The sequence below is a fragment of the Desertivirga arenae genome, from assembly GCF_017355785.1.
Taxonomy (GTDB): domain Bacteria; phylum Bacteroidota; class Bacteroidia; order Sphingobacteriales; family Sphingobacteriaceae; genus Desertivirga; species Desertivirga arenae.
Genome location: NZ_JAFEWE010000022.1, coordinates 18,033 through 31,808 on the forward strand (window position 1 = coordinate 18,033; position 13,776 = coordinate 31,808).

At 38.6% G+C, this 13,776-nt stretch carries 10 protein-coding genes; 1 reads left to right on the plus strand and 9 read right to left on the minus strand.

The window, feature by feature from the left end; genetic code table 11:
* Positions 1-2 precede the first annotated feature (2 nt).
* A complete protein-coding gene (locus J4N24_RS24625; protein WP_207536401.1) occupies positions 3-608 on the plus strand; it encodes a SprT-like domain-containing protein in 606 nt (201 codons plus the stop codon).
* Here the strand turns inward: J4N24_RS24625 and J4N24_RS24630 are convergent.
* The 9 genes from J4N24_RS24630 to J4N24_RS24670 form a co-directional block, all read right to left on the minus strand.
* A complete protein-coding gene (locus J4N24_RS24630) occupies positions 605-1,708 on the minus strand; it encodes a glycosyltransferase family 4 protein (protein ID WP_207536402.1) in 1,104 nt (367 codons plus the stop codon). The genes J4N24_RS24625 and J4N24_RS24630 overlap by 4 nt on opposite strands.
* 21 nt (positions 1,709-1,729) lie before the next feature.
* Complete coding sequence (locus J4N24_RS24635) at positions 1,730-2,995, minus strand: glycosyltransferase family protein (RefSeq protein ID WP_207536403.1); 1,266 nt, start codon at positions 2,993-2,995, stop codon at positions 1,730-1,732.
* Between the two features lie 12 nt (positions 2,996-3,007).
* On the minus strand, positions 3,008-3,988 hold the full coding sequence (locus J4N24_RS24640) for a Gfo/Idh/MocA family protein (protein ID WP_207536404.1): 981 nt from the start codon (positions 3,986-3,988) through the stop codon (positions 3,008-3,010).
* Positions 3,989-3,996: 8 nt separating this feature from the next.
* Positions 3,997-5,106 (minus strand): DegT/DnrJ/EryC1/StrS family aminotransferase, encoded by a 1,110-nt coding sequence (locus tag J4N24_RS24645; protein WP_242691803.1) that lies wholly within the window; start codon positions 5,104-5,106, stop codon positions 3,997-3,999.
* A gap of 150 nt (positions 5,107-5,256) precedes the next feature.
* A complete protein-coding gene (locus tag J4N24_RS24650) occupies positions 5,257-6,849 on the minus strand; it encodes a gliding motility protein RemB (protein ID WP_207536406.1) in 1,593 nt (530 codons plus the stop codon).
* On the minus strand, positions 6,846-8,795 hold the full coding sequence (locus J4N24_RS24655) for a polysaccharide biosynthesis protein (protein ID WP_207536407.1): 1,950 nt from the start codon (positions 8,793-8,795) through the stop codon (positions 6,846-6,848). The genes J4N24_RS24650 and J4N24_RS24655 overlap by 4 nt, the downstream gene beginning before the upstream one ends.
* Positions 8,796-8,851: 56 nt before the next feature.
* Positions 8,852-9,844, minus strand: coding sequence for an MraY family glycosyltransferase (locus J4N24_RS24660; protein WP_207536408.1), 993 nt, complete (start codon positions 9,842-9,844; stop codon positions 8,852-8,854).
* A gap of 176 nt (positions 9,845-10,020) precedes the next feature.
* The gene (locus J4N24_RS24665; protein ID WP_207536409.1) at positions 10,021-11,091 is read right to left on the minus strand and encodes a lipopolysaccharide biosynthesis protein; all 1,071 of its coding nucleotides are present in this window, start codon (positions 11,089-11,091) and stop codon (positions 10,021-10,023) included.
* Positions 11,092-11,095: 4 nt separating this feature from the next.
* Entirely contained in the window at positions 11,096-13,648 is a 2,553-nt protein-coding gene (locus tag J4N24_RS24670; protein WP_207536432.1) for an SLBB domain-containing protein, read from the minus strand.
* Between the last annotated feature and the right edge of the window lie 128 nt (positions 13,649-13,776).

Genomic DNA, 13,776 nt, shown 5'->3' on the forward strand with positions numbered 1-13,776 from the left:
TTGTGGATAAAGTAAAGGTGCTTTCAAAATACCTCCCTCCGGAAGCAGCTCCTCTGGTTGCTAAATGGATCGATTATTTCAAATGTGAATTCAAGATTTCGAGGAATAGAAATACCAAGTTCGGAGATTACCGTTCCCCTTTTGGAGGGCAAAATCATCGTATTTCTGTTAACTATGATTTAAATCCTTATGCCTTCCTGGTAACCACGGTACACGAATTTGCTCACCTTCTAACCTGGAACGAGCATAAGGGTCGTGTAAAGCCGCACGGAACAGAGTGGAAGCATAACTTCAAGCGCATGATGCAACCCTTTTTCGATCTCCAGGTTTTTCCCGCTGATCTTAAGAAGGCTATAGCTAGTTATTTAGAAAACCCTGCAGCTTCCAGTTGCAGTGATCTTAACTTATTCCGTGCCTTAAAGCAATACGACCAGAAACAAACGATTTTAATCGAGGCTCTACCAGTTAAATCTGTTTTCCAAATAAAAGGCGGACGTCAGTTTACCAAAGGAGAGCAGGTAAGGAAACGCTTTAAGTGCGTAGAAAACGGAACGGGAAGAGTTTATTTATTTAGTCCGTTAGCAGAGGTGTTTCCAATTGGAGATTAGGCTTCCAACTCCCTTCCAAACTTCTTCCTAAACACCTCTTTATAAAACCCAACAGTTTCTTCAAAATTCTTGTTAATGGAATATTCACCTGCCTTTTTCAATCCTTTTTGTATCATAGCTTCTCTAACAGGTTTGGAATCCAGACTTAAAATTGCTTCAATATAAGACAGGTGATTAGAATCCCTATCTACAATTAAAGCAGCATCCCCCGCAACTTCTTTCAACGCCTCATTCCCAGCACATACAACCGGGCACCCTGCCTTCATCGCTTCAATAACTGGCATTCCAAATCCCTCATAAAGGCTCGGGTATAGCAGGCAATAAGCCAGGTTATAAAACTCGTTTAACTGATCTACCGAAACTAGATCATTATGCTTCCACCTGGCCCTACCTACTCTATTAAGGATATTTTTTTCTGAATCGGAAAGCGGTCCGCCTCCAATCAACAGTAATTCAAAGTCCCTCAGTTTCTCAATAACTTTAATGCATACCTCGAAGTTTTTATAGTGAGCTCTTCCGCCAACAAATAGAATTGTCTTGCTTCCTGGAAAATCCCCAATCTGTTTCAAAGGGTAGAACTGGTTAGAAAAACCATGATAGATCGTCTTAATTTTCTTTGGATTTGTCTTAGGATAAATATGAAGCAGAGCCTTCCGTGTTGTTTCAGAAACACAAATAATACCATCTGCCTGTCTAATTGCCGACTGTTGCAGAAATCTTTTAAATCTCGCTCTCCAGCCTGTAACCATCCCTAATTCTGCCGCTAAATCGTGGATGGTAATGATATTACAAATATTCCTCCGCAGGCTATAACGTAAATAACTGGAGTGGAACAAGCTGTAGGCTGGCAGTCTGACAAGTAAAGGGAGTAGGCGAGCTAAGGTTAAGGGAAGGTTACTATCAGGAATACACTTACCTTTCCAGGTATCTTCCAGAGATAAAATTGACTTGGAATCCTCCCTTCGAATCAATGATACATTTTCAAGACGACTCTGCTGCCACTTTCGAAGAAAAGCTTCCCAACAAACAGAGATTCCCCCAATGCGTTGAAGGGAAAAAATAATATCATCTAGAAATATTTGCGGTACTTGCTTTTTCAATGTGCTAGTTCCAAATCTATATTAAACTAACCTCTTAACCACCTTTACTAACTTTTCGGCCTCTGCTTCCCTGCTAATCCCGTACAAAAACCTCTCGGAGCGCGGAATTATAAAGCTTTCTCCTTTCTGATGCTTCTCCCACAGCTCTTGCATTGCTCCATAACACTCATTCTCACTATAACATACATAACCCGCATGTTGCTCTTTAATACTTTTCTCTACATTACCTTGGTCACTCGAAGGGAGCAAAATAGGCTTTTGTAATGCTAAGTAATCCAGATGCTTCGAGCTATCAATTTCAGTTCTGTCTCCGTATTTAAGGTGAAGAAAAGCAGCTGCAGTATAAGCAATTTCAATTGCTTCTAGTAAAGATAGTCTTCGTGTGATTTTGATAAACTCTGTCAATCCAAAATTAATAATCGTTTCAGGAAGTAGAGCATTGGATAGGGATCCCACAAAGAGAACCTCTAACTGACCTTGCGCTATTTGCTTAGATGCTATCAAATGGGATAAAGCCCTGAAGAAACTTAGATCAGTGAGCTGGTCATTGTACAGGGTTCCCAGATAAACAATCCTGAAGACAGGATAATGAGCAATAATACGCTCTGTTTTTATCACCTGAAGGTTAGCTCCATTTAGAAGCACACCTATCTTATCCTGGTATTTAGGTGGGAAAAGCTTCTTAACGGGTTCGCTATCACAAAATGCTTTTTCCGCAGTGGCTAGGCATAGTTCTTCCGTCTTTCTCTGCAGCTTGTTTTTTATCCTGCCAATCAATGCGTTCGAATCTAAAGGGATATAGGTATAGGTCCATGGATCCCGGTAGTCAAGAATGACTTTGCAGTTCTTTTCCCTGGCTAATTCAGCTGCCACCTTAAAAAGACTATAAGGAAATCCAGAAGCTATTAGTACATCTTGGGCTTGCAGTGGATAGGATTTAAAGTACTCTTTGAGCGAGTTTGCCGGATAATAAAAGTCACAACCCTTTATTAACAAAGATAAGAAGCCTAATAAAGTGGTAGCCTTCCTGTTATTCCCATTCCCAATAAGCTTTGCAATTAGCTGTTCAATTTTGTTTTCCCTTAATTCAAATGATAAGATATCATCACCATCACCCTCGTATTTCAGGATGCCCTTCGATTTAGCTTCAGTATCTCTTGCTAATAGGGGAGGGTTAAGGATTTTTACTGCTAAACCATGCTTAGATAAAGCAGAATAAAAAGATAAGATGCGGTTTCTAGCAGTTGTGTTAATATCAATATTATAAGGAGACAAAATATAGATCATTGCTATTGCTGGTTAACCACTGTCCCTAAATGAATAGATTTCTGTGATAATATCAATCACCCTTAACACCTCTTCGCTGGATACATCTTTTTTCTTTTTGCCCCGAATAATATCAATTACGTCTGCAATAATTAATGCGTGATTATTTCCAGGGTGCTGATTTAAATCCATTTCACTAGCATCATATTCTTTCACATCAAAATAAGTAATGGTATCCATGTATTGTCCCCCAATTTTTATTGTTCCCTTTTCTGCTATTACCGTAAGAGTAGTTTCCAGATTATGATTCATTACTGCAGTGGTATAGGTTAAACTTCCCATACCCCCTGAAATGAAATCAAAATTGACGAAGCCGGTATCCTCAACCTCTGTCAGATTCTGGTGTCGGAAATTGTTGAACTTTGCTTGGATATTCTTGAAGTCACCAAATATCCAGTAGAGCAAGTCAATGCAGTGAGAGAATTGAGTGTAAAGAGGACCTCCGTCAAGGGTTCTGGTACCTCGCCAGGAAGCTTCCTGATAGTACCGTTCATCTCTGTTCCAGAAGCCGTTCACTTGCACCAGGAAGATTTTTCCAAGTCTACCGGTCTCCACCATTTGTGTTAACCACCTTGCGGGATAGGAATACCTGTTAGGCAACACGGTGAACCAATTTTTCCCAACTTCATCTGCTTTTGCTATTATTTTTTCTGCAGCATCCTTATCTAAAGCCAAGGGCTTTTCAATTAACACATGAAGTTTTCGTTGCAGCGCCTCCAGAGCTTGCGTAGCATGAAGACCATTAGGAGTAGCAATGGTAAGAATGTCTGCTTTAATGCCTGATTCCAAAAAGGCATGGATGGAGGGGAAGTAATGAGCACCGAGAGAAGCAGAGATAGGCTTTGGGTCTATAACCGCAACAAGTTTAACATCGGGAAGGTCCTGGAGAATACTAATATGTCGCCTTCCAATGTGTCCCGCCCCTGCAACAGCAAATCGAACTAGTTCTACCATATGTAAGTTTAAAAGGCTCTGATAGCATCTGTTATATACTCCAAAGCATCTAGCTCTAATTCAGTATGCATGGGTAAAGATAAAACCCTTTTACAAAGGTTTTCAGTCACAGGAAGATGAACATTAGCAGATTCAAGAGAGGAAAAAGCCTTTTGTTTATGAAGAGCTAAGGGATAATAGATCATGCTGGGGATACCCTTGGATGACAGGTAGGCTTGAAACTGAACTCTATCTACAGTTTCAGCTAAGGTAATTGTAAATTGATTAAAAACATGAGATGAGTGCTGGGACTGTTGAGGTAGCGCTAGCCAGCCCAAATTATCTAAACTAGAATAATACCAGTTGGCAGCCGATCTTCTGCTTCCAATATACTCCTTGATGTACTTGAGTTTAATATTTAAAACAGCTGCTTGGATAGTATCTAAACGAGAGTTCAAGCCAATCCTTTCATGGATGTATTTAGTTTTCTGTCCGTGATTAGCAATCATCCTGGCTTTTTCAGCAATATCCTCATGACGGGTTATCAAGGCTCCACCGTCGCCAAAACAACCCAGGATTTTAGACGGAAAAAAGGATGTACAACCTATATGCCCAATAGTACCTGCCTTACGCAATGTTCCGTCGCTGAAAGAATAGTCAGCACCTAAAGCCTGTGCGGAATCTTCTATTAAATATAGATCGTGTTTTTGAGCAATTTGTAAAAGAGGCTCCATCGCAGCACATTGTCCAAATAGATGAACTGTAATGATCGCTTTTGTACGGGGACTAATTGCTTTTTCTACAGACCCAGGATCAATTGTAAAACTAAGCGGATCAACATCAACGAAGATGGGTACCAGATTTAAAAGAGAAATAACTTCAGCGCAGGACACATAGGTGAACGAAGGAACAATAACCTCCTCGCCCGGAGAAAGTTCAAGGGCCATCAAGGCTATCTGCAGAGCGTCTGTCCCATTAGCACAGCTTACTATTTCTGTACCTTGTAAGTATTCCCCCAAATGTCCTTCAAATTCATTTACCTGAGGACCGTTAATGTACTTTGATGAAAGCAGAACTTGCTGTATTGCCTCATCAATGTCACCCTTAATTCTTTGATACTGACCCTGCAAATCAGCCATAAGAATTTTTGGCTTTATCAAGGCCTCCATACTCTTGCAAATATTATCATGTCTGTGGAAAGATCCAAAGTCTTGGGAAAGATGTCGTCTACTAAACGCTAAAGATAGTATTAAGGCGTGAATAATAGCAATAGCAACAGTTTAAGTCGATTAAAAGTCCTGATAAATATCTCTAAACGAGCTTCTTAGGCCCAGGGTAAACCAGGTAGTTTTATCGTCACCTAAACTATTACTTTCTTTTCTTATAACAGCGCCAGCTTCAAGCCTTAAGTTAATCTTAGGATTCATCAGGAAGGACACTCGTCCATCCAGGTAAGTGAAATTAGTTTTAAGGCCTTGAGCAATGCTGTTGTCGTAATTAGCTATTCTCGTATTGTAAGATTTAAAGATATTCTTACCATAGTTAGAGCCATTTTGATCCAAGCCATAAACAGCAAAATTCCCCTGAGCTCTCAGCTGCCATCTTTTCAGATTATAGTTCCAGATACTCACAAACTCTTTGAAATTAGCACCGAATGGATGGGCGAGAGGTTGGTTATAGTGGCCATAATTAAGCAGACTGCTGCGCTGAGAATAAGTAAATGGTCTGGCTAGATTAAACTCAGCCAAAAAGTTTAAATCCTTAACCTTGAATGCATCAAATCCTTTAACGCCAAGCTGACCAGCAAATTTATTTGCCCAGTAGCCGTTTCCTGCAAATACCTCTTTTGCTGTGAACTCATCTAACAAAACTTGTCCGTACGCAGTCAGGTTTCTTGCAACCTTATATTTGGTATTAAAGCCTATCAATGCATTATCCGGAGAGCCGTTATATCCCTCTACAGTGCGGAGGAAAATAAGCGGAGTAAGATAACTAACATCAAAACCTCTTTTGCCAGCCTCATCAGCGTCTTGCCAAATAATAGCTTCAAAGAAGCCTAAAGAAAATCGTTTTGTCACATTCCAATCCAGGTAATGGAACGCGCCCCATTTTTTTCTAAAGCCGTTATCATAAGAGAAAGGAGCAGCCGTCAAATCCTCCAGCTGGGCCCAAATGTTGGTATATTGAACATTGCCGAGAGTGGTAACGATCTTGAAGAATGGGTAATTGGTAGCCACGTCAGAAAGGAGCATAGAGCGATAACCGTCCCCAATGAAATTCTTGTCTTGTCCCAGGCTAAAGGAGAAGTATTTGTTAGGCGTGTAGTTCAGTACTGCAGATGCATAAGCCCAATCCTTAACCACCCGGCTTCTTCCAAACTTATCGTTAACCTGGCCGGGAATAACGTTTGTGCTATCAATAAAGCTCCTTAAATAGGCAGGAAACCTGCTTTGGTTTTCAAAAGCGCTGGTATAGAAGCTAAACTTCTTTCCGATATTTCCCTGCACCTGAAAGCCTCTGGTGTTAAGCCAGGTGTTGCTTTTATTTGTGAAATCTTTGCCCACCTGAAAATCAGGTAAGAAGTCGATATAGACGTTGAAGTCCTCCCTTTCAATTTGAATAAGGTGTTCTGAAAAGAGCTTTCTGTGAACGAGGGAACGATGGGTGCTGTCAGTGTTTAGATTATAAACAGAGTCCAGGGCTTTATAAGCCTTATGACCAAAGTTGATGGGCTTTAAAGCCGTATGAATATTAGAATCAATGGAATAAATAACAGAATTTATCCTTTGGTAAAAGTTGTAGTCGTATTGGAAGGTTTGAGATTGTGCGAAACTTGCGGTGTATAGTATTAAAAAAAAAGCTACAAAAAATAATCTTCTCATTTCATCTGTGTTTCCTTGATCTCCTCATCAAGGTCTTCATATATCGAATTATTGCTTTTAAACTCCGGAACAATTTCCTTCATTTTAGCAACAACCTGCCAATCCTGCGACTGTGAGCCAAGCTTAATCAATTCCTCTATCTGATTGCTGATTGTTTCGAAATTGTACTCCCTCGTTTTCGCCACCATGATCTTTTCATGGTGAGTGGGCAAAGTATTCTCTTTATCATTTAAAAGCTCCTCATAAAGCTTTTCCCCAGGGCGAAGACCACTATATTCAATTTTAATGTCTTCCTCCGGTATAAGTCCCGACAATCTGATCATCTTTTTAGCAAGATCAATGATTTTAACAGACTTGCCCATATCAAAAATGAAAATTTCACCACCCTCACCCATAGATCCAGCTTCCAGAACCAACCTACATGCTTCTGGAATGGTCATAAAATACCTGGTAATTTCCGGATGAGTTACCGTAATCGGACCACCACGTTCTATCTGTTCCTTAAATCTCGGAATAACAGAACCATTAGACCCAAGTACATTTCCAAAACGCGTAGTGATGAATTTAGTTTTTTTATTCGCTCCTTCCTTATTCAGATGAGACAAACCATTGGAGTAGATAACGTTTTGCTGTCTAAACGAGTTGTAGAGCGACTGAACATAGATTTCGGCCAGCCTTTTAGAAGCTCCCATCACATTAGTTGGGTTAACAGCCTTATCCGTAGACACCATCACGAACTTCTCTACACCATATTTCACAGAGAGATTAGAAAGGATTTTTGTCCCCATTACATTTGTCCGAATAGCTTCAGAGGGATGGTGCTCCATCATTGGAACATGTTTATAGGCTGCAGCATGATATACATAATCCGGTTTGAACGTTTCAAAAAGAAGCTCCATCCGGTGCTTATCCCTTACGTCACCGATAAAGGCATGGCAGGTTGTATCAATATTCTTATCATCCAACTCTAATTGTAAAGCGTGAAGAGGAGATTCAGATTGATCGCTTAAAATCACCAATTGCGGATCAAATTTACATACCTGCCTTACAATTTCACTTCCTATAGAACCGGCGGCACCAGTAACCAATACTCTTTTTCCTTTTAGCTGGCCTGAAATAAGATTATTGCTGATCTGGATAGGTTTTCTTTCAAGTAATTCTTCGATATTGATATTATGGATCTGACGAGTATTGATATGTCCGTTAAGCCATGTCACGGCTGGCGGAAGTGTTAAAACCTTAATATCATTCTCCAGGCATAGATCAACAAAAGCATTTTTCCTTTCCAGGGAAATATCAGCCGCTAATAATACGTCGGTGATCTTCCCATCCGCTGCAAGTTTTTTTAATTCAGAAGGAAGATAAATCTTAATACTATCGATAGCTTTCCCGCGCATCCGTTCGTTATCATCAAGGAAGGCTACTACCTGCATGTTCAACTTTCTGTCGTGATCTAGCGTCCTTTTAACCGCTATTCCTGTTTCTCCTGCACCGTAAATTACGACTGCTTTTCTGTCCAGTCTTAAATTTTTGATATATAAGAAGCAATACTTAACCAATACTCTGTAGGTAATCAGTAGCAGAAAGCAGCAGAGACCATTTATCACCAATATGGAATTCCCAATGATAAGTGGCTTGTCCTGAGTTACCTGAAATATATTCCAAACGAAGAACAACGTATTACTTATAACAATTGAAAACAAGATCCTAAACGAATCCTGAGCACTAGTATATCGTATTATTCCTGCGTATGTCCGAATTGCTCCAAACACAGCACAATTGATTACAGTGAATATAATAAGGTTGCGTTGAAGCTCATTCAGATCAATAAAGGAAATATTGAAGTTGAACCTTACGAAATAAGCAAAGGCAAGGGAAAATAGTGAAACTGTGAGGTCCAGACAAAAAATTATCCACCTTGGAACTATGTTTATACGATTGAGCATAGAGGTAGCATTTTAAAGTTGACAAATATAGTGACTTAAGTTTTAGTATTTGGTAATTAAAATTCAAAAACTTGCTTTTTTATTAATCGCTCCTGTCCCTCGATTAACAATCGAAGACCTATGAAAATAATTCCCGCTAAAACTATCACGACTAATAACGAAGGAACCTGCTCAAATGAAACAGGACGAATTAAATAAATTAGTATGAGGTTTATGATTAATTGCGTTATGGCGTAAAGAAAAGACACAAATAGATGTGGGATTTTTTTTTCGTTTGCTAGGAATTGATAGAAATGACTCCGATGGGCCTCAAGAATATTTTCTCGTCTAATAACACGAAATAGAATAGTGGTTACGGTATCTAAGCCATACACCATCAAAAGAAGTACAAACGCATAATTATGGGTTTCCCGTATCAATTGGATGATAAGGAATAGTATAATAAAGGCTATACTAACACTACCAACATCTCCGGCAAAGCATTTGGCCTTTTTTCTGAAGTTGAAGAAATTGAAGACCAGCAGAGCAAGAATAGCTGATATGATTAAACTGTTAGACGTGAATTGAGAGTGATATTGGTTAACGATTAGAAGTGAAACGAGAGTTATAAGACTATAAGCTCCTGTGATTCCATTTATACCATCCATGAAATTGTAGGCGTTCTTTGTGCCTACTATCATTATAAAAAGAACAGGATAATAATAAAAAGGAATAGATAGGTCTAAGTTGTACAACAGTAGCCCAACAGCTAAAAATTGAAAAATAGAGCGAACTCCACTCTTTAAGGATGTAATGTCGTCAACAAAGCTAATTGTGGAAATTAATACTAAGCCTAGAACAAACCACTGAAATTGAAATCCAGACTGAACGAACCATAAAAGGACTGCAATTGGAAATATTATTCCTCCTCCACGGATAGTGATTCTTGTATGAGAACTTCTATGATTAGGCGTGTCGATTATGTTACACTTATCTGCAATTTTAAAATACAAGATTTCTATCGCAAAAAAAACAACTAAAAGCGATAAGGAGGCACGCAAGTCTGACATTTTAAAAAATAGGGGTATTGTGAAATTAAGTCCCAATTGCAAATGTATTATGTATTCTACTACTTTTCAATTTTATGATTTATTTAAAAGATTGTAAATCAAAAACAAGTACACAAACTAAAGTCGAGATATTTAAGAAAACATATATCGATTTCATGTCCTAATCACACAACACATTAGATACTACCTAAAAGAATTTGTTTAAGTATTTTTCTTATTACTAATAATAAGACTGTTAGAACACCCAAAACAAATGCTCCAATAACCATAGCCTTTAATTTTCCTATCCTATCCATTTCTAATGGAAGAATAGGTCTATCTATTATTTGTATAAGTGGAGTCTCTTTTCGTAAAGCTATTCTTGATGATTCTAAGTTTTTCACTAGTTCGCTTAAAATAGCTTGGTTTGCTTGTACATCAACTTGTCGTCGTTGGGAAGGGACCTTAAGTATTTGAAGGGCCGCATTAGCATTAGGATTATAGTCATTACTTACAGCAACACCACTTAGAGCAAGATTAAGTTGGCGTCTAACTGAGTCGGTTTGACGCTGTAAAATCGTAAGATTTTCTAGGGACTTTTTAGTCTTGGTCTCTATATAAAAATTAGAGACAACCTTTGCTAATGTTTCAGCAAATTCCTTTGAAAATGCCTCGTCTATTGTCTTTACCCTAATTGTTATAATACTAAGTTTTTTATCTACTTTTTCAATTGAAAGATTGCTCGAAATAATTCTTTTGTAAATGGAATTAAGTAAGCTATCCTTTGATCGTGAATTTCCTGGATTATAATTTTTAAAGGTTAAGAAATTACTCGACTTTTCATTTCCCTTATATGAAATCTTTGAGAAATTTATATAACGATCTGCCAGTATTTCCTTTTTTCTGCTGAAATTTCCCTCTGCCAGAAGTGATTTTTGAACTATTGTTCGAGACTTTAGTAAAGCCATTAGATTATCTCCTGTAAATGCGTCTCCACCTCCACTTCCCAAATCTAAGCCAAACTGACTTGCCAGACCCAGGGCTCCTCCTAAGCTTCCCCCAGAGTTCTGTTCCTCCAGAACAAAACTAAGCTCGGCAATAAATGTAGTCTTCTTATTATAAGCATATAGAAAACCTAGTAGGCCTCCTATTCCAGATAAAAGAAGTATCAGGAACCATTTTGACGATATATAAACTAAGAGAGATTTCCCATGTTTTATTAGATCTATGAGGGAAATCTCATCATTATTTTCTGCATTATTTCCCATTCTTTTATTTAACGCTATTTAATATTCCAATTATGATGGCTCCCATTGAAGCTACGGCTGTCGCTAGTCCAATAGTTTCGCCTGCAGTTAATTTTCTTTTTTCTTCCTTTGTAGGCACGAATATTTCTGCTCCAGATTTAACAATTGGGTAATTGTTAAATGTTAAAAATTTTTTGGTAGACTGAATACTGCCGTTTGGGTACAAGACGTAAGCCCTTTTTTTCAAAGCTTTTTGGCTAAATCCACCTGCATTAGAAATGTATTCCTTAAATCCCTTGTGAGAATCGTAAATAACAGTGACAGGAGATAAGACTTCACCGTTAACCTTAACAGTCTGAAGTTGTTTAGGAACCATTAATACGTCCCCTTCTTCTAGGATCAAATCAAATTTAGCTTTGGGATGCTCCATGATACGATCTAGATTGATACCCACCAGAGATGATCCTAAAATATTTTCATCAACTCTTTCAGTGGAATCATTTACGGTAGATTGAAGCCTTTTTAGTCGATCCACTTTTTCAACCTCAGTTTCTTTGCTACTAATTCTATTTTTCCCAGTTCCTTTTTCCGCAGCATCTCCTCTTTTGAAAGAGGCTCCGTCTAAATAAGCCAGGTCAGTAAATCCTCCTGCTCTAGCTACCAGATCAGAAATACGCTCATCTTTTCTAGTAATTGTATAAGTTCCAGGGTAAAGCACTTCTCCTTCAACTCTCACATTCCTCTGAGTTTCATATCCTGCTGCATTTCTCACTACTACAATATCAAATGGTTGTAATACGAATCTAGGTCCCTGAATTCGTAAATCCTGATCTACATCTACCTGAAATACCTGTGCTGTTTTGGAATTTGCTGCCCCTGCATCGGCATCTCTAACTCGTCTTGAGATCTCAATCCTCCTTGCACTTGCTCCTTCTTTAAATCCACCAGCTTGCTGGATTAGATCTTCCAAACTTTGGTTTTCAGAAAATGCAAATTGCCCAGGGTTTCTAACTTCTCCCTCAATAGTCACTCTATACTCGTCTCTTAAATCAAAAATAGAAGAGATAGTAATTGAGTCCTCTCGTGAAAGTGCTATATCAGCTGCAGTTTGATTCAAGATCCTTCCTAAATCAAATGAAATAAGTTCCGAAGTATTATCTGTTCTTAAGCGTTTGATATATCCTCTCGGTAAAAAAGCATCCTCTTTTACACCTTCAGCTTTCTTAATCAATTGGGAAAGCGTTAGCCCTGGTTCTAGTTCGTAAGCTCCTGGTCTGAATACTGCACCTTCAATTACTACTCTATTTTCAAAGCGTTCAAGGATGGGCTCCGCAAAGTACTTATCTCCACTATTTGGAGTATAAGTTGCAAACTCATTTGCAAAAACGTCGGTAATGCGCCGCTCTTTAGCTGTGTTTTGAATTACCTTGATTCTTGCAGTATACGCTTCCGTTGTAAAACCTCCTGCAAACTCGATGATATCCCTTAAGCGATCTTTATCTAAGGCCTCAAAGATATATGGTCTTTTAACTTCTCCGCTGAACTGAACTCTTTTACGATAGGTAGGGATACGAATAACGTCTTGATCTTGTAAACGAACATTATTGCGTTGAAATCCTCTAAGTAAAAAATCATAGACGTCAATAGTTGAAACAACACGGCCGTTACGAATAACTTCTATAGTTCTGAATGATCCATTCTCCGTTGGACCTCCCGACGCATATAAGGCATTGAAGGCTGTAGCAAGAGAAGGTAGGGTATAGGTTCCCGGACGGGTGACTTCACCTACTAGGGTTACTTTAATACTGCGGATGTCTCCTAGAGAGATGGCTACTTTAGTATTACCGCTATTAATGTTAGAGTAAATTGTAGCGAGTCTAGAACGAATTCTGGCTGTAGCCTGTTCCATTGACAAGCCTGCTACCTGAACTACTCCTACATATGGAATATTGATCCTCCCCTCTGGAGAAACTACTAGTTTATAACTAGCTTCTGAGTATCCATAAATGTCGATATTGATTTGATCATCAGGACCTATTGAGTAATTTGCAGGGGTTGCAATTCGCAAGTTGGGTTCAAATGTGATTTTTGAATTTTTGAACAGATCCGATCCAAATACTTTAGGCTTAAAAGCATTTAACGCTTCCTCTGCTTTTTCCGGATTTAATTCTACCTCTGATGAATCTGGTTCGTAGTTAAGTTGTCGCCCGCTAGTGTTATTGCTTCGAACATTCTTGTCATTTGAATTATTCTGGGTATTGCCACTTTTAGGCTTCTCGGTTGTATTTTGATTCTGCTTAAGTTTATTAACGCGTTCTCTTAGTTTTGAGATTTCCGAAGGAGCCATCCCCCTTGCAGATGCAACCTGCTCTAGTTGAGCTTCACTTAGTCCGCTTGCTTCAACTTGCTGGATAAATTGACGTATTTGAGCATCAGATAGCTCATCTACTCTAACAGAACTTAGGTTTTGAGTATTTTGAGCTAATACAGGCAAGGCAAACAGAAACAGAACAGAAAGTATTAACAGTCTGCAAATTTTATTAAGCTGTAACCTTGCAACAGATTTAGATTGTATCATATAAAGAGCATTCTCGCTTAAACCCATCTAGATAGATCGATTAATCGGTTTCTGAAAAATCGAACAAAAATAGAAAAATTAAGAGAAAGGGTTGAGGAAAAGTAGAATTATTTGAAACGTTTCTAGGA